The organism is Breoghania sp. (assembly GCF_963674635.1).
Taxonomy (GTDB): Bacteria; Pseudomonadota; Alphaproteobacteria; order Rhizobiales; family Stappiaceae; genus Breoghania.
Map to the genome: position 1 here is coordinate 4,143,068 of NZ_OY771475.1, position 20,075 is coordinate 4,163,142.

At 62.4% G+C, this 20,075-nt stretch carries 17 protein-coding genes; 10 read left to right on the forward strand and 7 right to left on the reverse strand.

Annotated elements, in window-relative coordinates; all coding sequences use genetic code 11:
- Window positions 1-4 precede the first annotated feature (4 nt).
- Genes cyoC through cyoA form a run of 3 tightly spaced genes read right to left on the reverse strand, consistent with a single transcriptional unit; the run spans window position 5 to window position 3,824 of the window.
- Window positions 5-628 carry a cytochrome o ubiquinol oxidase subunit III gene (cyoC, locus tag ABGM93_RS17935; protein WP_321505997.1) on the reverse strand — a complete coding sequence of 208 codons (624 nt, stop codon included), beginning with the start codon at window positions 626-628 and terminating at the stop codon, window positions 5-7.
- A gap of 13 nt (window positions 629-641) precedes the next feature.
- Entirely contained in the window at window positions 642-2,645 is a 2,004-nt protein-coding gene (gene cyoB / locus ABGM93_RS17940; protein ID WP_321501788.1) for a cytochrome o ubiquinol oxidase subunit I, read from the reverse strand.
- A 39-nt stretch (window positions 2,646-2,684) separates the two neighbouring features.
- Complete coding sequence (cyoA, locus tag ABGM93_RS17945; protein ID WP_321501790.1) at window positions 2,685-3,824, reverse strand: ubiquinol oxidase subunit II; 1,140 nt, start codon at window positions 3,822-3,824, stop codon at window positions 2,685-2,687.
- Between the two features lie 318 nt (window positions 3,825-4,142).
- On the opposite strand from cyoA, the gene ABGM93_RS17950 reads away from it, so the two are divergent.
- Window positions 4,143-5,441, forward strand: coding sequence for an MFS transporter (locus tag ABGM93_RS17950; RefSeq protein WP_321505998.1), 1,299 nt, complete (start codon window positions 4,143-4,145; stop codon window positions 5,439-5,441).
- Between the two features lie 71 nt (window positions 5,442-5,512).
- On the opposite strand, the gene ABGM93_RS17955 is transcribed toward ABGM93_RS17950, so the two are convergent.
- Window positions 5,513-6,343: a phosphoenolpyruvate hydrolase family protein gene (locus ABGM93_RS17955; RefSeq protein WP_319775242.1), complete on the reverse strand. Its 831-nt coding sequence runs from the start codon at window positions 6,341-6,343 to the stop codon at window positions 5,513-5,515.
- 9 nt (window positions 6,344-6,352) lie between these two features.
- Complete coding sequence (locus ABGM93_RS17960) at window positions 6,353-7,549, reverse strand: Tm-1-like ATP-binding domain-containing protein (protein WP_319775243.1); 1,197 nt, start codon at window positions 7,547-7,549, stop codon at window positions 6,353-6,355.
- A gap of 390 nt (window positions 7,550-7,939) precedes the next feature.
- Here ABGM93_RS17960 and ABGM93_RS17965 point away from each other — a divergent pair, with 390 nt between their 5' ends.
- The 9 genes from ABGM93_RS17965 (at window position 7,940) to ABGM93_RS18005 (ending at window position 17,259) form a co-directional block, all read left to right on the forward strand.
- Window positions 7,940-8,857 (forward strand): LysR substrate-binding domain-containing protein, encoded by a 918-nt coding sequence (locus ABGM93_RS17965; RefSeq protein ID WP_321501793.1) that lies wholly within the window; start codon window positions 7,940-7,942, stop codon window positions 8,855-8,857.
- Window positions 8,858-8,941: 84 nt separating this feature from the next.
- Entirely contained in the window at window positions 8,942-9,940 is a 999-nt protein-coding gene (locus ABGM93_RS17970; RefSeq protein ID WP_321501796.1) for a TRAP transporter substrate-binding protein, read from the forward strand.
- Window positions 9,941-9,992: 52 nt separating this feature from the next.
- Window positions 9,993-10,466: a TRAP transporter small permease gene (locus ABGM93_RS17975; RefSeq protein WP_321501798.1), complete on the forward strand. Its 474-nt coding sequence runs from the start codon at window positions 9,993-9,995 to the stop codon at window positions 10,464-10,466.
- Window positions 10,463-11,764 carry a TRAP transporter large permease gene (locus ABGM93_RS17980; RefSeq protein ID WP_321501800.1) on the forward strand — a complete coding sequence of 434 codons (1,302 nt, stop codon included), beginning with the start codon at window positions 10,463-10,465 and terminating at the stop codon, window positions 11,762-11,764. Before ABGM93_RS17975 ends, ABGM93_RS17980 begins: the two co-directional genes overlap by 4 nt.
- Window positions 11,765-11,769: 5 nt before the next feature.
- Window positions 11,770-12,708: a dihydrodipicolinate synthase family protein gene (locus tag ABGM93_RS17985; RefSeq protein WP_319775248.1), complete on the forward strand. Its 939-nt coding sequence runs from the start codon at window positions 11,770-11,772 to the stop codon at window positions 12,706-12,708.
- Between the two features lie 4 nt (window positions 12,709-12,712).
- Window positions 12,713-14,950 carry a molybdopterin-dependent oxidoreductase gene (locus tag ABGM93_RS17990; RefSeq protein WP_321501802.1) on the forward strand — a complete coding sequence of 746 codons (2,238 nt, stop codon included), beginning with the start codon at window positions 12,713-12,715 and terminating at the stop codon, window positions 14,948-14,950.
- A 31-nt stretch (window positions 14,951-14,981) separates the two neighbouring features.
- On the forward strand, window positions 14,982-15,764 hold the full coding sequence (locus ABGM93_RS17995) for an SDR family oxidoreductase (protein WP_321501805.1): 783 nt from the start codon (window positions 14,982-14,984) through the stop codon (window positions 15,762-15,764).
- Between the two features lie 174 nt (window positions 15,765-15,938).
- Window positions 15,939-17,072, forward strand: a complete 1,134-nt coding sequence (locus ABGM93_RS18000; protein WP_319775251.1) for a PLP-dependent cysteine synthase family protein — start codon at window positions 15,939-15,941, stop codon at window positions 17,070-17,072.
- A 31-nt stretch (window positions 17,073-17,103) separates the two neighbouring features.
- The gene (locus ABGM93_RS18005; RefSeq protein WP_321501807.1) at window positions 17,104-17,259 is read left to right on the forward strand and encodes a hypothetical protein; all 156 of its coding nucleotides are present in this window, start codon (window positions 17,104-17,106) and stop codon (window positions 17,257-17,259) included.
- Between the two features lie 94 nt (window positions 17,260-17,353).
- Here ABGM93_RS18005 and ABGM93_RS18010 read toward each other — a convergent pair whose 3' ends face one another.
- Window positions 17,354-18,574 carry an acetate/propionate family kinase gene (locus ABGM93_RS18010; protein WP_319775252.1) on the reverse strand — a complete coding sequence of 407 codons (1,221 nt, stop codon included), beginning with the start codon at window positions 18,572-18,574 and terminating at the stop codon, window positions 17,354-17,356.
- Between the two features lie 27 nt (window positions 18,575-18,601).
- Window positions 18,602-20,023, reverse strand: a complete 1,422-nt coding sequence (locus tag ABGM93_RS18015) for a bifunctional enoyl-CoA hydratase/phosphate acetyltransferase (protein WP_321501809.1) — start codon at window positions 20,021-20,023, stop codon at window positions 18,602-18,604.
- Window positions 20,024-20,075 lie beyond the last annotated feature (52 nt).

A 20,075-nucleotide genomic window follows, 5' to 3' on the forward strand; every position in this document is an offset into this window, starting at 1 on the left:
GCGCTCATCGCAGCATTCCCATCAGGTAGACGAAGGTGAAGACGCCGATCCAGACGACGTCGAGGAAGTGCCAGAACATGCTCAGGCACATGAGGCGTCGGCGATTGGCCTCGATCAGGCCGTGGCGCGTGATCTGGGTCATCAGGGTGAAGAGCCAGATCAGGCCGAAGGCGACGTGCAGGCCGTGGGTGCCGACCAGCGCGAAGAAGGACGACAGGAAGGCGCTGCGCTGGGGCGTTGCGCCCAGATGGATCAGCTCGGAAAACTCGTAGAGCTCGATGGAGAGAAAGGCGAGGCCGAAGAGGGCGGTCAGGCCGAGCCAGAAAAGCGTGCTGCGGTGGGCCCGGTTCTGCATCGCGATCACGGCAAAGCCGTAGGTGATGGAGGAAAACAGCAGCATGGAGGTGTTGATCGCCACGAGGTGGAGATCGAACAGATCCTTGGGCGCGGGGCCTGCGGCATAGGCAGTGCCCAACACGCCATAGGTTGCGAAGAGGACTGCGAAGATCAGGCAGTCGCTCATCAGGTAGATCCAGAAGCCCAGAAGCGTGGAGCTGCCTTCGGGATGAACCGGCTCATGCTCCAGATGGTAGGCGCGCGCGGGGGCGTTCTGCGCGACGCTTTGCATTGCGTTCATGTCATTACCCCTGTTGCGCGAGAAGGCGCGTGCGGTCGTTTTCCGTCTTCGTCACCGTTTCGGCGTCGATGTGGAAATCGCGCTTGTAGTTGAAGGTATGGGCGATGGCGGTGGCAAGCAGCGCCACAAAGCCGAGCGCCGCGAGCCACCAGATGTACCAGATGAGGGCAAAGCCGGTGACGACGCTCAGGCCCGCCAGAACGATCCCGGCACCGGTATTGGCGGGCATGTGGATCGGCTTGTAGCCGGTGAGCGGGCGCTGGTAGCCGTGTTTCTTCATGTCCCACCACGCGTCGTGGTCATGGACGACGGGGGTGAAGGCGAAGTTGTAATCCGGCGGGGGCGAAGAGGTCGCCCATTCCAGCGTGCGGCCCTGCCAAGGGTCGCCGGTCGTGTCCGCAAGCTCCTTGCGGCGCATCACCGAGACTGCGATCTGGATGAGGAAGCAGGCGATGCCGATGGCGATCATGATCGCGCCGATGCCTGCGATGACGAACCAGATCTGCAGCGAGGGATCGTCGAAGACGCGCATGCGGCGGGTGACGCCCATCAGGCCCAGCACATAGAGCGGCACGAAGGCGAAATAGAAGCCGACCACCCAGAACCAGAAGGAGAGCTTGCCCCAGAAGGGATCGAGCTTGAAGCCGAAGGCCTTGGGGAACCAGTAGCTGATCGCGGCGAAGGCGCCGAAGAGCACACCTCCGATGATCACGTTGTGGAAGTGGGCAATCAGGAACAGGCTGTTGTGGAGGGAGAAGTCGGCAGGCGGCACCGCCAGCATGACGCCCGACATGCCGCCGAGGACGAAGGTCAGCATGAAGGCGACCGTCCACATCATCGGCAATTCGTAGCGGATGCGGCCCTTGTACATGGTGAAGAGCCAGTTGAACATCTTCGCCCCTGTCGGGATGGAGATGATCATGGTGGTGATGCCGAAGAAGGCGTTGACGCTGGCCCCCGACCCCATCGTGAAGAAGTGGTGCAGCCAGACGAGATAGGACAGCACCGTGATGACGATGGTGGCGTAGACCATGGAAGTGTAGCCGAAAAGCCGCTTGCCGCAGAAGGTGGCGGTGACCTCGGAGAAGACGCCGAACATCGGCAGGATTAGGATGTAGACCTCCGGGTGGCCCCAGATCCAGATCAGGTTCACGTACATCATCGGGTTGCCGCCGAAATCGTTCGTGAAGAAGTTGGTGCCGACATAACGGTCGAGCGTGAGAAGGCCAAGAACGGCGGTGAGGACCGGGAAGGCGGCGACGATGAGCACGTTGGTGCAAAGCGCCGTCCACGTGAAGATCGGCATCTGCATCAGCTTCATGCCCGGTGCGCGCATCTTCACGATGGTCGCGACCAGGTTCACACCCGACAGCAACGTCCCCACGCCCGCGATCTGGAGCGCCCAGATGTAATAGTCGACGCCGACATCCGGGCTGTAGCCGATATTGGAAAGCGGCGGATAGGCGAGCCAGCCGGTGCGTGCGAATGCGCCGACAAAGAGCGAGGCCATCACCGTAACCGCGCCGCCCGCCGTCATCCAGAAGCTGAAATTGTTCAGGAAGGGAAAGGAAACGTCGCGGGCCCCGATCTGCAGGGGAACGATGTAATTCATCAGGCCGGTGACAAAGGGCATCGCCACGAAAAAGATCATGATCACACCGTGGGCGGTGAAGATCTGATCGTAGTGATGGGCGTTGAGATAGCCCTCCGAGCCGTTGAAGGCGATGGCCTGCTGCAGCCGCATCATGATGGCGTCGGCGAAGCCGCGCAGCAGCATGATCAGGCCGAGGATCATGTACATGATGCCTATGCGCTTGTGATCCACGGTGGTGAACCATTCGCGCCACAGATAGCCCCAAAGCCGGAAGCGTGTGATCGCCGCCAGCACCGTCAGCCCGCCAAGGGCGACGACGGCGAATGTCGCCACGACGATGGGCTCGTGAAGCGGCAGGGAGTGGAGGCCCAAGCGCCCGAGGAGGAACGATGTCTGGACTGGTTGGTCAATCATGCTTGCCTGCATTCTTTGATCGTGAAACCGGGGCTGGGCTCAGATATTGGCGGGCTTGGCCGTAACGGGGACCGAGTTCGCGGAGATCGGGGTGGCCGGAAGGTTGGGTGCCTCCGGCGAGGCTGAGCCGGCAAAGCCAGCGGTGAGGCCGAAGGGGTCGTCATCCGTGCACAGGCTGGCGAGATATCCGGGGCGCGGGGCCAGGATGGCGCTGGGCTTTTCGGCATCGGCGCTGCCCTTGTCATGCGGCAGGACATTGTGGATGCCGGCAAGGCCGAGCCCGCCTTCGCGGTCGATCGCCATCATCTCGCCCATGCACATCTTGGCCGGGTCGACGCACATGTTCAGGATGCGGTTGTAGAGATCGTCCGGGAAGCCGGCGTAGTAGATCGGCGCCACGTTTTCGCTCGGGCGTTCCAGTTGCTCATAGACCGGTCGGGTCAGATCGGAGCCTTTTTCGCGCACATTCGCGATCCAGTCCGCAAAGGCCTCGTCGCTCATGCCATGGAACTTGAAGCGCATGCCGGAGAAGCCCGCACCGGAGTAGTTCGCCGAAAGCCCGTCATAGACGCCCGCGCGGTTGACCACCGCGTGCAGCTTCGTCTCCATGCCGGGCATGGCGTAGATCTGCCCCGCCAGCGCGGGGATGAAGAAGGAGTTCATCACCGAGGATGCGGTGATGCGGAAGGTGATCGGCCGGTCCACGGGGGCCGCCAGCTCGTTGACGGTGGCCACGCCGTATTCGGGATAGAAAAACAACCACTTCCAATCCAGCGCCACGACCTCCACTTCCAAAGGCTTGGACTCCTCCGGCACCGGTTTTCCGGCGGCGATGCGGTCAAGCGGACGGTAGGGATCCAGCATATGGGTGGCGACCCAGGTGACGGAGCCGAGCGCGATGATGATGGCGAGCGGGGCCGCCCACACCACAAGTTCGATTTTCATCGAATGATCCCAGTCGGGCTCGTAGGGGGCGTCGTTGCCCTTCCGGTAGCGCCAGGCGAACCAGACTGTCAGGGCCATGACCGGCAGGACGATCACCAGCATCAAGACGGTGGCGAGCACGATCAGATCGCGCTGCTGCATGGCCATGTCGCCTGCGGGATCAAGGATGACGAGATTGCAGCCGCCCAAAAGTGAGAGGACGGGCAGGACGAGAAGGGCGCGAAACCGGCTCAAGACGTTACTCGCTGTTCGGTTTTGAGAAGGCGGCAGGCATGTCCGGCGGGCGGGTCGCTCTTGACGTATCGGGAGATCCGTCGGGAGGGCGGATCTGGCGACAGGTCAGGCGGCGGGCAGGCAGGGCTGGTGCGGGCCGTCTTTGACAAATCTCAATCGTGACGGTTTGTCGCGCTGTTATAGGGCCGCTTAAATGCCCCGAGAAGGGCCCAAACAGATGGTTGCATGCCCTCACGCAGCGTTCGATACTGGTCGCGTCCATGAGGGGCGGCAATGGAATACCGGGAGGGAGAACGGGGCATGACACTAGAAATCCCTATGCGGGACAATGCGATAACGCCCCATCAGGGGGCAGGACAGCCCGGTTCTGTGTCACCGGGCGACATTGCGGTGGGTGTGGTGATAGGTCGCACCTGCGAATTCTTCGATTTCTTCGTCTATGCAATCGCTTCGGTTGTTGTTTTCCCGCAATACGTGTTTCCCTTCGTCGACTCTCTGACGGGCACGCTGTTTTCATTTGCCCTGTTTGCAGTTGCCTTTGTTGCAAGGCCGCTCGGGTCGGCGCTGTTCATGGCGCTCGACAGGGCCCATGGCCGGGTGACCAAGCTGACGCTTGCGCTTCTGGTGCTTGGTTCCTCTACGGTGGGCATCGCCTTTCTGCCGAGCTATGCCACGACGGGCGGTTTCGCGATCCTAGCGCTGGCCTTGTTGCGCATCGGGCAGGGCGTGGCGCTCGGCGGGAGCTGGGACGGGCTTGCCTCGCTCCTGTCGCTTAGCGCACCGAAGGGCCAGCGCGGCTGGTATGCGATGGTGCCGCAACTGGGCGCGCCGCTGGGTCTGATCGTGGCGAGCGGGCTTTTCGCCTATCTCCTCAGTCAGCTCTCGCCCGCCGACTTCTACGCATGGGGCTGGCGCTTTCCGTTCTTTGTGGCTTTCGCGCTGAATGTGGTGGCGCTGTTTGCGCGGCTCAGGATCGTCGACACCGATGCGTTTCGTCGTCTCTACGAATTGCGGGCGCTTCAGCCCAGGCCGGTGGTGGAGACGGTGCGGCGCGAGGGTGGTTTCATCGTCGTCGGGGCCTTCGCGCCGCTTGCAAGCTTCGCGCTGTTTCACATGGTGACGGTATTCCCGCTTTCCTGGATCCATCTCTATTCCAGCCATGACACGGCGGCCTTCCTTTCGGTGGAGGCGACCGCCGCCCTTGTCGGGCTTGCGACGACGCTGGCTTCCGGCTGGATCGCCGACCGCATCGGACGGCGGCGGCTTCTGGGGCTTTGCGCGCTGGGTATCGCGCTTTTCAGCGCACTTGCGCCCGGGCTGCTGGACCTTGCGGGGCCGGGCGACGTGATCTTCATGGTGGTGGGGTTCGGGCTGCTGGGCCTGACCTTCGGCCAGTGCTCGGGCGTCGTGACCTCGCGGTTTTCGGCCGCCTATCGCTACACGGGTGCGGCGCTGACCTCCGATCTCGCCTGGCTGTTCGGAGCGGGCTTTGCGCCCTTTGCCGCGCTCTATCTGGCGAGCACCTTCGGGATCGCGATGGCGGGGCTTTATCTGTTGTCGGGCGCGTTGTGCACGCTGATCGCGCTGGGGTTGAACCGGCGTCTGGGGGAGAACTGATCGGCCTGAGAAAAGAAAAAGCCGCCGGGAGATATCCCGGCGGCCTTGTCGGTCTTCGGTTCAGACGCGTGTCAGCGGCGGATTTCGCCAAACTTGACGATCTGCTCCTTGATGGCGACTTCCGTCGGCAGGCGCTCCATGGAGCTTGCCCCGTAGAAGCCGTCGACGCCCGGCACGTTCTTGATGATGTAGGCCGCATCGTCCGGCATGGAGATCGGGCCGCCGTGGCACAGCACGATGACGTCGTCGCGCACGCTGCGGGCGGCATCCGCCCAGGTGGCGATCTTTTCCGCGCAATCCTCAAGCGTGACGGCCGTTTCCGCGCCGATGGCGCCGCCGGTGGTCAGGCCCATGTGGCACACGACGATATCCGCGCCCGCTTCCGTCATCGCCCGGGCATCCTCGGCTGAGAAGATGTAGGGCGTGGTCAGCATGTCCTTCTTGTGCGCGGCGCCGATGATATCGACCTCCAGCGCATAGCCCATGCCGGTTTCTTCCAGGTTGGCGCGGAAGGTGCCGTCGATCAGGCCGACGGTCGGGAAGTTCTGGACGCCTGCGAAACCGAGCTGCTTCAGCTCATCGAGGAAGTGGTCGGTGATCATGAAGGGGTCGGTGCCGTTCACACCCGCCAGAACGGGCGTGTGCTTGACGACCGGCAGTACCTCGATCGCCATTTCCTTGACGATGTCGTTGGCGTTTCCGTAGGCGAGCAGACCGGCGAGCGAGCCGCGTCCGGCCATGCGATAGCGGCCGGAATTGTAGATCACGATCAGGTCGATTCCGCCGGCTTCCTCGCATTTCGCGGAAAGACCGGTTCCCGCGCCGCCGCCGATGATCGGCAGGCCGTCGGCAATCTTCTTTCTCAGCTTGGCGAGAATGGCGGTTCTGGACATCTCTGTCATGGCTTGATCCTACTTGATCAGTTCGAGGAACGCGTTGGCGAGCGCGTCGGAGAACGCGCTGTCATTAATATTGTTGTCGAGTTCGATCAGCTGGCGGTTGGGCGCATCCACCCAGCCTTCGCGGATCGCGTCAAACAGGGCCGCATCGGCTTCCGGGTCATGGAAGGGCATGCCCGGCGCGTCGATGGCGGAAACGCCCTTCAGCGGCAGGAAGAAGCGCACCGGACCTTCCATCTGGTTCACACGTTCGACGATGAACTTGCCGATGGCGCGGTTTTCCTCCGGCGTGGTGCGCATCAAGGTCACCTGCGCGTTGTGGACATAGAGGTTGCGGTCGCGGAACTCCTTCGGCACCGTGTCCATCGCGCCGAAATTGACCATGTCGACCGCGCCGACCGAGATCACGCAAGGAAGCTTGGTGCGGATGGCCGCACCGAAACGGTCGTCGGTGCAGGGAAAGACGCCGCCAACAAGATGATCGGGCACTTCGGTCGTCGTGACGTCGAGCATGCCCTGCAGAAACCCGCTTTCGGCCAGCTTTTCCATCGACTGGCCGCCGATGCCGGTGGCGTGGAAGACGGCGACGTCAAAGCGGTCTTCGAGATGCTTGCGGGCCTGGGTCACGGAATCGGTCGTGACGCCGAACATGGTCATGCCGATGGCGGGCTTGTCCGCCTCGTGAGAAGGGACCTTGCCCTTCACCATTCCGGCGGCCGCGTTGGCCGCATTGGCAATGACGCGCCGCGAGATGGCATTGAGACCGGCAATGTCGACGACGGAATACATCATCGCGATGTCATTGGGGCCGACATAGGGCGCTGTGTTGCCGGAGGCGACGGTCGACAGCATCAGCTTCGGCGTGCCGATCGGCAAGGTGCGCATCGCGTGGGTCACCAGATCGGTGTTTCCGCTGCCTCCCAGACCAAAGACGCCGCCAATGTCGTCGCGGGTCTTGAGGAAGGCGGACAGCGCATCCGCCATGCCTGCAACCGCGACGCCGCGATCCGTCAGGCCGAGCACTGCCTTTTCGCCTTCGGGGTGGAACGAGGCGACGGTGGCGGCGGTCACATCCGCGCCTCCCAGCGTCTTCTGGGTGCTGACGTCGACAAGGACGACCTCAACACCTGCCTCCCGGGCGGAGTCGGCTGCGAACTGCAGTTCTGGCGCCTTCGTATCGAAAGTGCCAATGATATAAAGTCGTTTCACATTCATCTCCCTTAGCCAGACCGACTCTCGCAGACTAAACCGTATTTCCCAGCGTGAAGAAGGCGTAACACGGTATTAAGTCGCATGGGGGTGTTTTAACGCACTGCTTTTTCATGGAAGCAGGGCATGCGCTCGGTTCTGCTCGGGGCATCCCGAAACGCTGTTTCATGGCAAAAATACCAAGTTATGACTATTCGCGAGTGTGGTTTTCGTGATCACACCCTCTCGTTGAGAATCTTCCCGTCAAGCTTGGGGGCTTCTGCGTCTTGTGCATTCAGAATTGCTTGCCGCGGCCTTATCTATCTTGCCTTTGGACGTTGCTGCGCGCTTGCGCGCGCTCTCCAGTCCGTGTCGTAATGCGATGCGGCTCGCCCAGGTCTGGATGACGACGTGAACCAGAAACAGATAAATGCCTTCCGGATGGTGATGCGCTATGGCTCCATCACCGCGGCGGCCAATGCGCTCAATGTCTCGCAACCGGCGGTCAGCCGTCTGGTGGCGGATCTTGAACGCTCGGTCGGCTTTGCGTTGCTGATGCGGCTGGGCGGCAAGGCTCAGCCGACGCCGGAGGCGCATGACTTCTTTCAGGAAGTGGAGCGCATGTTTTACGGCTTGGACCGTCTGACAAGCGTCGCCGAACAGATCCGCGACCTGAAGCGCGTCTCCTTCAAGGTCGCCTCCATGCCGATGGTCAGTTTCGAGATCCTGCCGCGGGTGATCCGGCGGCTGAGCGATGCCTCGCGCGGGTTCTCCATCAACCATGATGTGCACACCTCGCCGCGCATTCTGGATCTACTCGCCTCGCACCAGATCGATCTGGGGATCGGCCAGTGCTACTCCAACACGCCCAATCTCGATGTGCTGGCGGCGTTTCGGACCGACTGCGTCTGCGTGATGGCGCCGGATCATCCGCTCGCGACACGTTCCGCGCTACGTCCGCAAGACCTCAAGGATGAGCCGCTGATCGCGCTCAACTACCGAACGGTGACATGGAGCTACATGAGCCAGAAGTTCGCGGAAGCCGGGATTGCGCCGAAAATCGTGTCGGAAACCCGCCCTTCCTATGCCGCATGCGGTCTTGCTGCACAGGGAATTGGGATTGCGATCGTCGATCCGATCTCTCCCGGCATTTTCGGCGCAGCAGTCACCGCGGTGCCCTTCGAGCCGAAAATCCCTTTTGATTTCCAAGTTTTAAAACCATCAGACGTTCCACTTTCGCGGGTAGGGGAACGTTTCGTTTCAGAATTTGTGGCGACTATAAAGGCACGAACTGACTATGGGATAACCATCCATAACATTTGCGCATAATGCCCTGTGGTTTTTATATTTGATTCTATCGCTCTCTCTTTGGATGATCTTTCCATAAACAAGGGCACCACCCGGGGAAAACCAATGAAAATTGCACGTCGTACGCTCCTGTCCATGTCGGCCGCAATCGTCGGTCTGGCTTTTACTAACGCAGCGTCATTTGCGGCGGATTACACCCTTCGCGTCCACACGCTGGTGAAGTCGCCGCATCCCTATAACGACATGGCCGATGCCTTCAAAAAGGAGGTTGAAGAGAAGAGTGCGGGCCGCATCGCGGTTCAGATCTTCGATTCCGGTCAGCTCGGTCAGGACCCTGCCGTCATCGGCGAAATGGGCTTTGGCACAATCGACGTCATGATCTCCACGGTTTCCAATGCCGTGCCGGTCATCCCGCAATTCTCCATCTTCACCATGCCGTACCTGTTCGACAGCATGGACACCGTGCTTGACAAGGTTGGCCCCGGCACGCCGGTGCATGCGCATTTCGCCAAGATCTTCGAGAGCAATGGCGCAGGCATGAAGCTGCTGGCGCTGGGCGCTTCGGGCACGCGCAACATGTCCACCGCCAAGGTCGCGGTAAATGCGCCGGATGATCTGTCGGGCCTGAAGATGCGCACACCGCCGTCCCCGATGGATGCCAAGACCTGGTCGGCCTTCGGCATGCTGCCTGTCACCGTTGCGTGGGGGGAGCTTTATGCCGCCATGCAGACGGGGGTTGCGGACGCGATGGAAAGCTCGCTGCCGGGCTATACCGGCTCCAAGCTTTACGAAGTCGCGCCGAACCTGGCCCTGACCGCACACACGATCCAGATCAACCACACGTCGATCTCGCAGCGTACCTGGGGCAAGCTTCCCGAAGACCTGCAGAAGGTTGTCGAGGATGCGGCGATCTCCGCGAATGCCTATGGCGTGGAAAAGGCCATCGCCTATGACACCAGCCTCGTGGAGAAGCTGGCGAATGAGCATGGCGTGAAAGTGACCCGTCCGGACCGCGCTCCCTTCATCGAGAAGATCGCCCCGATCCAGGTCGAGCTGGCCGATGAACTCGGCCTGGCCGAAGAATACGCCCTCCTGAAGAAGTGATGCCTCCAAGGGCCCGCTCCATCCCGGAGCGGGCCTTCAATGGAAGATGACAATGTATCTCCATCGTCTCTGCGACTGGATGGCAGCGATCTTGCGCGTCTTTGCGTGGGTCGCGTTCGCCGCCCTCATCACGACCGTCGGCCTTCAGGTTCTGGCGCGCAACATTCTGCATGAACCCATGATCTGGACGGGCGATGTCGCTCAGCTTCTCTTCACCTGGCTGATCTTCCTCGGGGCCGGGGCGGGGCTTCGTTCCGGGTCCCATTACACGGTCGACCTGCTCCCGATGGACAAGCCTCTGGTCAAGGCGTTTACCGGCTGGACGGGCCTGATCGGCGGCGTCCTTGTCGCGCTTATCATGCTGATCCATGGCTGGGAGCTGGCCGTCATCCGTTCCTCGGCCCCCATTCAGACGGTGGGGATCTCGCGCTTCTGGATGTACCTTCCCATTCCTCTGTGCGGAGCGGTCATGCTTCTGTTTCTTGCCGAAATCGCCAAGGACCTGATCATTCGGAGGGACGCATGAACCCGCTTGTCGTTCTGCTGCTCTCCTTTTTCGTCCTGATCGCGATCCGGGTGAATATCGGTTTCGCGCTGATCCTGTCCTCGGCCTTCGTGATCGTGCTGCAGGACCTGCCGCTCGTCTCGGTGGTCAACCAGATGTTCGCGGGGATCGACAGCTTCACGCTGCTGGCCGTTCCCTTCTTCATGCTGCTGGGTCGCATCCTGAATGCGGGCTCCATCACCACGCGGCTTCTGGAAGTGGCCGACGGCGCGGTCGGCCACATTCGCGGCGGGCTGGGGCATGTGAATGTCTTCGTCTCGATGGTCTTTGCGAGCCTGTCGGGCTCTGCGGCTGCCGACACGGCGAGCGTCGGCTCCATCCTGATCCCGGCCATGAAAAAGGCGGGGTATCCCGCGCCCTTCGCCGTGGCGCTGACGGCGGCGTCCTCCACGCTCGGCGTGATCATTCCGCCGTCGATCATCCTGATCGTCTATGGCGCGTTCGGGAATGTCTCCATCGGGGCGCTCTTTGTCGGCGGCGTGGTGCCGGGCATCCTCGTGGGGCTGTTCATGATGCTCTACACCTACATCCTCGCGGTGCGCTACGGCTTTCCGGCCAATCCCTTTCCGGGTGCGCGCAAGCTGGCGCGGGTGCTGGTGCGCGGCGCACCACCGCTGATGATCCCGATCATCGTTCTGGGCGGCATCATCGCCGGTCTCTTCACGCCAACCGAAGGCGCGATCGGGGCCGTGCTGTGGGCGCTGTTCCTGTCGCTTTTCATCTATCGCGACATCAAGCTCCGCGATCTTCCGAACATGCTCTCCTCCGCCGTGATCGACTTCGCGATCCCGATGTTCACGGTGGCGGGTGCGGGTATTTTCGGCTGGCTCATCGCCTATCTCGGGGCCTCGCAGATCGTTGTGAACTTCATCCTGGGCGTCACCGACAACAGCTACATGATCATGTTCTTGCTGATCGGCTTCCTGTTGCTGGTGGGCATGGTCCTCAACCCGATTTCGGCGACGCTGATCTTCCTGCCGATCATTCAGGCGCTGGGCGACACGGCCGGCATGAACCCCATTCACATGGGGGTTCTCAGCACCATCATCCTGTCTGTCGGCCTGGTGACCCCGCCCTATGGCATCTGCCTGCTGGTCGCCAACCAGATCGGCGGGGCGTCTCTCGGGCGCTCCATGATCGCGGCCGCTCCCATTTGCGCGCTGACCATTCTGGTTGGCCTGCTGTCTCTCGTCTTCCCTGACATCATCCTCGGGCTGCCGAAGCTTCTGGTGCCCGACCTCATTCCTTCCGGAGGCTGATTTCCATGGCACATATCAAACCCAAAGGCTCGTTCGTGGCGCTTGTGACGCCGATGAACGAAGATGGAAGCATCGATTTCGAAGGCTTCCGCACCCTGCTGAACTGGCATGCGGAAAACGGCACCGAGGCGGTCCTGATCATGGGCTCCACGGGCGAGGTTTCCATGTTGTCGGCCGATGAGCGCAAGGCGATCATCACCGAGACCGCGAAGATGAAGCCGGGCAACATGCTGATGTATTACGGCATTACCGGCAATAACACCGCGACCTCCATCGAGTATGCGCGCTACGCCAAGGCGGAAGGCGCCGATGGCGCGATCCTGGCCGCGCCCGCCTATATCTGCGCGGACAACGAGGCCATCACCGATTATGCGATGGAAGTGCTGGACAGCACCGATCTGGCGATGGGCTTCTACAACAACCCGCCGCGGGTGAAGACCGACCTGCACTGGACGAACCTCCTGAAGCTCGCCGAGCATCCGAACATGGTGGTGCTGAAGGAATCCACCACGCGCGTGGGCCAGGTGGCGCAGGTCTGTGCGGCAAAGCCCGACATGTCGATCATGTGCTGCTGCTCGCCCAATCTCGGCCTCGTCATCCCGACAATGGCGCTGGGCGGCCACGGCACGGCCAACATGACCGGCAACATCATTCCGCAGGAAATGGCCGTCATCTCCAAGCCGTGGGAGACGGGCGAGGATGCGTTTGCCTGCCGCGAGGCGTGGCTCACCAACCTGCCGATGCTGCATTACGCCTATTCCACGATCAATCCGGTCTCCATGAAGACGCTGATGCAGGCGGTTGGCCTTCCCGCAGGCCCGCTGCGCAAGCCGCTTCAGCCCGCATCGCCGGAAATCCTCAATGCCGGTCTGAAGGCCGTCAAGGATCTGGGGCTGGACAAGAAATACGGCTTCAAGGTTTCTGCCACGGCGGCGGCGGCCTGATCCCATGACACGCGAAGACCGTATCTCACTCACCCATTGGGGCCCGTTCCGGGCGACGGTTGCGGATGGCCGTCTGACGAGGGCGGTCCCGCTGCCCGGCAGCGGCGCCGATCCCGACATGATCGGCGCCCTGCCAGAAATGGTTCATTCCGATAAGCGGATCGACCGTCCGCATGTCCGCCGCTCCTATCTCCAACACGGGATCGCGGCAGGCGGGCAGGGGCGTGGGCGCGAGGACTTCGTGCCGGTGGATTGGCAGACCGCGCTTGATCTTGTCTCCGGGGAGCTGTCCCGCGTCTATCGCGATCATGGTCCGACCTCGGTTTTTGGCGGCTCCTATGGTTGGTCGAGCGCGGGGCGTTTCCACCATGCGCGCACGCAGATCCGGCGCTTCCTGTCGGCTGCCGGAGGCTTCACCGACCAGATCAGCAATTACAGCTGGGGCGCGGCGCACATGATCCTGCCCCATGTGGTGGGCTCCGCGGATGCCGTCTCAAAGGCCGCCACCGCATGGTCCACGATTGCCAGCGACGGCGATGCCGTCGTCGCCTTTGGCGGTCTCAACCCGAAGAACTGGCGGGTGACGTCGGGCGGAGCCGGGCATCATCACATCCCGCAAGAGATCGAAAAGGCACAGGCGCGCGGGGTGAAGTTCGTCATCGTCTCGCCTTTGGCCGACGACGTGCCGCCGGGGCTCGATGCAACATTGATCCGGCCTCGGCCCAATTCTGACACCGCGATCATTCTGGCGTTGGCGCATGAGGCGGTGCGCACGGGCCGTGCCGATCGCGCCTTCCTCGACCGGTTCACCGTCGGGGCGGATATCTTCATCGACTATCTGACCGGCAAGAGCGACGGTCAGCCGAAAACGCTTGAATGGGCGGCGGAGATTTCCGGGCTCGATCTTGCGGAACTGCAGACCCTTTGGGAGACGATCCGGCAGGGTCGGGTGATGCTGTCGTCGGCCTGGTCGCTGCAGCGCGCCGATCATGGCGAACAGCCGTTCTGGGCGCTGATCGCCTTGGCCGCGATGCTCGGTCAGATCGGGCTCCCCGGCGGCGGGTTCTGCTTCGGCTATGGCTCGATGAATTCGGTCGGCGCCACTGCGCGCTCCGGCTACGTGCCGTCCATGCCGGGCCTTCCCAATACCGGCGGCATGGCGATTCCGGTTGCTTCCTTCGCCGACGCCTTTCTCAATCCGGGCAAGGAAATCGCCTTCAATGGGCGCATGGTGCGCTATCCGGATGTGCGGCTCGTCTATTGGGCGGGCGGCAATCCCTTCCATCACGCACAGGATCTGGGGCGGGTGGAGGAGGCGTGGCAGCGCCCTGAAACCGTCATCGTGCATGAACCGTGGTGGACGCCCACGGCGCGCCGTGCCGATATCGTTTTGCCCGCGACCACGAGTATGGAGCGCAACGACATCGGCGGCACCTCCCGCGATCCGCATGTCTTTGCGATGCCGAAGCTGATCGAGCCAGTGGGCGAGGCGCGCAACGATTTCGATATCTTCTGCGCGCTGGCCGACCGCCTCGGGTGCCGGGCCGCCTATGACGAAGGCCTGGACGAGGCGGGCTGGCTTGCGCGGCTGTGGTGGGCGTCTGAGGAACGCGGTGTGCGCGAAGGCGTTGCCGTCCCCGATCTTGAGGCGTTGTGGGCGCAAGGCCTGTGGCGTGTGCCGCTGCCTGAGGAGCCTGAGGTTCTGTTGTCGGACTTCCGAGCCGATCCCGACGCCCATCCGCTTGCGACGCCGTCTGGCCGCATCGAGCTTTATTCGGAAACGATCGCGGGCTTTGCCTATGACGATTGCCCGCCCCATGCCGCGTGGCTGGAGCCGAAGGAATGGCTGGGCAGTGCGGGGGAAGACGAGTTCCATCTCGTGACCAACCAGCCCGCCAGGCAGCTTCACAGCCAGCTTTATCAGGCGCACGAACAAGATGGCCCCGCGCGGGTGCGCATCGCGCCTGAGGATGCCCGCACACGCGGGCTATGCGAAGGCCAGCGGGTCCGGTTGTGGAACGCGCGCGGGAGCTGCCTCGCCATTGCCCATATCGACGAGAGCCTCAGGCCCGGGGTTCTCGTCATGCCCACGGGGGCGTGGTTTGAGCCCGGTGCGGACGGGACCGAGCAGAACGGAAATCCGAATGTGCTGACGGCGGATCGGCGCACGTCGCAACTCGCCCAGGCCTGCGCGGCGCTGAGCGCACTGGTGCGGATCGAGGCTGCGGGCGAACCTAAATGAGGCCTGAGAGGGTCTCGCGAAAGGAACACTGATGGATCTTGGAATTCGTGGCCGCAAGGCGTTGTTGACCGGTTCGAGCAAGGGCATGGGACGGGCCTGCGCGTTCGCCGTGGCGCGTGAGGGCGTCGATGTCACGCTGGTGGCGCGCAACCGGACGACGCTTCTGGCGACGGCGGAAGAAATCCGCGCCGAGACCGGCGTCAAGGTGCAGAGCGTTGTCGCCGATATTTCCACCGAGGAAGGTCGTGCGGAGGTCCTGCAGGCCTGCCCGGATCCCGATATCGTGCTCAACAATGCGGGCGGCAAACTTCCCGGCGATTTCCGCGACTGGGACCGCAAGGAATGGATCGAGGCGATCGACCTGATGATGTTGCCGCCGATCATGATGATGCGTGCGGTGGTGGACGGCATGATGGAGCGTGGCTTCGGGCGCATCGTCAACATCGTCTCGCGCAGCGTGAAGATCCCGCAAAACGAACTGGGTCTTTCCAACGGCGCACGCTCGGGGCTTGTCGGGTTCACGGCAGGCCTCGCCCGCCAGACAGTGCGCCACAATGTGACGATCAACAACCTGCTTCCCGGCATCTTCGACAGTGACGCCCAACGTGAGCACATCGAAGGCATGATCAAGGACGGGGCAACGCAGACATTCGACGAAATCTGGGCGGCGCGTGCGGCTGCCAATCCGGCGGGGCGTTATGGCCGACCGGAAGAGATCGGGGCCTATTTCGCGTTCCTGTGTGGCGAGAATGCAGGTTTCATCACCGGCCAAAGCCTGCTGATAGACGGTGGCAGCTATCCCGGGACGTATTGATCTCACCCGATCCGGCGGAGGTTGAAAAACCTCAATGCGTTTCGGGGCAACACATGCTTGTGACTGCGGTGCAGGCAACGTCACGCGCAACCTGTGCGCGGCGCTGTCTGGCCAAGATAATGGACTGATCCGGCTCGCCTGGAGGAGACGGGCATCCAACCAGAAAGAACTGACATGAAACCGCTCTCTCCCGAATGCCTTCCTCTTCCCGATTGTGCCGAACGTGCCTGGGCGCGCGACGCCGTGAACCTGCTTGAAGGCGATGCGCGACGCTCCGCCGATACGCATCTGATCAATCCGGTATTTCCCGGGCTGAGCGGAATCTCCTTCTATCTGAAGGACGAAAGCACGCATCCCACCGGCAGTCTGAAGCATCGCCTGGCCCGCTCGCTGGTGCTCTATGGCATCTGTAACGGCCTGATCCGGCAGGGCACGACGCTGGTTGAGGCGTCTTCCGGCTCCACCGCCGTTTCAGAGGCCTATTTCGCGCATCTGCTCGACCTGCCCTTTGTTGCGGTCATGACGAAGGATACCTCGCGCCAGAAGGTCGCCGAGATCGAGCGTTTCGGCGGCAAATGCCATTTCGTCGACCGCGCCTGCGAGATCTATGACGCGGCGCGCACGGTGGCTGCGGAGACGGGCGGGCACTATCTCGACCAGTTCACCTATGCCGAGCGGGCGACCGACTGGCGCGGCAACAACAACATTGCCGAGAGCATCTTCAAGCAGATGGAGCGTGAGGTGCATCCGGTTCCCGAATGGGTGGTGATGTGCGCCGGCACGGGCGGCACGTCGGCGACCATCGGGCGTTATCTGCGCTATCGCAGCCTGCACACGCGGCTGTGCGTGGTGGATGTCGAGAATTCCGTCTTCTATGACGGCTTCCGCACCGGCGACCGCAACAAGACCTGCGAAAAGGGCTCGCGCATCGAAGGCATCGGGCGTCCCCGCGTGGAGCCTTCCTTCCTGCCCTCGGTGATCGATCACATGATCAAGATCCCCGATGCCGCTTCGCTTGCCGCCATGCATGTTCTGTCGGAACGCATCTTCCGCCGTGTCGGCGGATCAACGGGCACGAACTTCTTCGGCCTGTGCTGGGTTGCGGGGCAGATGATGCGCGAAAAGCGCGATGGCTCGCTGGTCTCGGTCATCTGCGACAGCGGCGCGCGCTACGAGGATACCTATTACAATGCCGATTGGCTCGCTAGGAACGAGTTCGATATCGAGCCCTATCGCGAAGCCTTGAACACCTTCCTCGACACCGGCGATTTCTCGCTGCTGGAGGCACTGGTGCGCGCCTCGAAATAGGGGCGCTTGGCCCTGTTCGCAGGGCTGGCTTATGTCGGCGCGGCGGCACCAGGATGCTGCCGCGCTCCTTCCTCATGACCTGAAGCTTCGTTTTGTCCCCGGCGAGCGCCAGTCGCTTCATGGCTGGATGTCCACACCCGCCTCCGCCCTGCTGGCGGTGGAAGAGACGGGCGGTCAATCCGCCTGAAGGAACCAGGCTCCACCGGGGATGTCGCCGTGACGGTTGCTACCCGGTGGCACGAAAGCCACCGGATCTCACGTAGCAGGCGACGCAGACAGCCTCAGGCGGCGTTTCGCATGGTCAGAAGGTCGACCGTATGCTGGGCGATCATCAGCTCTTCATTCGTCGGGATCACGTGAACCGGGAGAGAATTTTCCGCCGAAATCCGCGACTGACGATTGGCGTTGCTTTCCTCGCAAAGCTCGATACCGAGCCACTTGAGGTGCTTGCACACCATGGAACGGATCGGCGCGGAGTGTTCGCCGATACCCGCCGTGAAGATAAGCGCATCGAACCCGCCCATGGCGCAGGCCAGGCGTGCGATTTCCTTGGCGACGCGTGAGCAGAAGATATCGACGGCTTCCTTCGCCCTCGGATCATCACTCGACAGAAGCGCACGCATGTCGTTGGAGATACCCGACATGCCGAGCAGGCCCGACTTGTGATAGAGCAGCTGCTCCAGATCGTTCACGTTCATCTTGTATTCGCGCATCAGATGAATGATGACGCCCGGATCGAGGTTGCCGCAGCGCGTGCCCATAGGCACACCCTCCAGCACGGAAAAGCCCATCGTGGTGTCGTAGCTGCGACCATTCTTCAGGGCGCACAGGCTGGACCCGTTCCCCAGATGGGCAACGACGACGCGACCCTCGGCCAGGTCCGGCATTTCCTCTCTGAGATGACGGGAAATGTACTCGTAGGACAGGCCATGGAAGCCATAGCGGCGAATGCCCGCCTCCGTCAGCTCGCGCGGGATGGCGTAGGTGGTGGAGGTGGAGGGCTGTGTGTGGTGAAAGGCGGTGTCGAAACAGGCCACCTGCGGCAGCTCGGACCGGCTTTCCGATAACACGCGGATCGCTGCCGTGTTCTGAGGCTGGTGCAGCGGAGCCAGCGGAATGAGAGATTCCAGCTCCTTCATCAGATGCTCGTTGATCATCACCGGATGATGCAGCCCGGAACCGCCATGGACCACGCGGTGACCGGCGGCCAGCAGCGGCATGCCCTCCGGCAGGCGCGACTCGATCCAGGAGATCAGGTGCGGCAACAGCGGTGCCACGCCACCCTTGTCGCGATCGGCCCAGGATTCCTCAGCCATCTTCTCCCCCGCCTCGGTCTTGGCGGTCAGTTTGGCGTCGGTGCCGATCTCGCACAGCTGACCGGCAAAGAACGGAGCGATCTTGTTTTGCGCCGGCTCAACGGCGAAGACGGTGAATTTGACGGAAGAGGAGCCACTGTTGAGGACAAGCAGCGCTCCTTTCTCAAGCGATTGGAATGCAGTCACAGGAGAATTCCCTCTCAATAAAGTGGATCAGCGAGCGCCGTTCTTGTTTGCTAGCAGAACGGCAAGGGCACAGGAAGCCAGTCGCGCAGGCAAGCTGTCGGCGCGGCTCGTCAGCATGACGGGGACAGAGGCCCCGAGTACGATTCCAGCCGCATCGGCATGCGCCAGGAAGGAGAGTTGTTTGACAAGCATGTTGCCGGCGGCCAGTTCCGGCACAAGCAGAATATCGGGCTGACCGGCGACCTCGGAGCGAATGCCCTTGGTGCGCGCGGCTTCAGCCGATATGGCGTTGTCGAAGGCCAGCGGGCCGTCAACGATGGCGCCGGTAATCTGTCCGCGATCCGCCATCTTGCACAGCGCCGCCGCATCGAGCGTGGACTGGATCTTCGGATTGATGGTCTCAACCGCGGACAGGATCGCCACCCGCGGGGTTTCAACCCCCAGAACATTCGCAAGCTCGACGGCGTTGTTGATGATGTGCGCCTTGTCGTCGGCATTGGGTGAGATGTTGACGACGGCATCGGTGATCAGCAGCGGCTTGGGATAGGTCGGCACCGACATGACGAAGACATGGCTGATGCGCCGCGTGGTGCGCAGGCCCCTGTCGCGGCGAACCACCGCGCTCATCAGTTCATCGGTGTGAAGCGCGCCCTTCATGATCGCGCCGACCTCGCCCTGTTTGGCAAGGTCCACGCCCTTCGCGGCGGCATCGATGGCATTTTGCGCATCGACGATGCGCAGAGAGCTGATATCGAGGTCGAGTTCGTCCGCCAGCGCCTGCACCGTGCCTTCAGGCCCGACAAGAACCGGCTCGATCAGGCCCATCTGCGCGCCAATACAGGCGCCACGCAGCGAGGTTTCGTCGCAAGGGTAGACGATGGCCGTCGGCAGGGGCGGGAAGGAGGCGCATTGGGCGGTCAGCTTGTCGAGCTGGTCATGGGCGACCAGATGCAGATCCGGCAGGCCAACGCCCGCCTGGCTGACATGTTCGGACGGCGGAATGACCACCGCGACGCCCTCGATCACGCGCTCGCCCTTCTGGTTGGTGCATTCGCACGCGAGGGTGACGCGCTCGCGCCCCTTTTCGTCCCGGATCTTGTCGGCGATGCGCACGCTCGCCGTGATCGTGTCACCGGGGAACATGGGCGCGAGGAACTCAAGTTCCTGCTTCAGATAAATGGTGCCGGGGCCGGGCAGTTTGGTGCCCAGAAGACCGGAAAACAGCGAGCCTGCCCACATGCCATGCCCGACGGGCTGGCGGAAGCGCGAGGCGGCGCTGCCTCCGGAGAAATGAAGCGGATCCACATTCCCCGAAACGGTGGCGAAAAGAGTGATGTCGGTCGAGGTCAGGTCGCGCGACACGCTCGCGCTCTGTCCCACCTCAAGCTCGTCAAAGGTGAGGCTCGTCAGTTCCACATCGTTCCCGGAAGGCAGGTTTCGTGCGTTCATTGAAGCGTTCGGTCCCGTATGCTCGTCGAACCATGCCTGTTCCTCAGGTTGA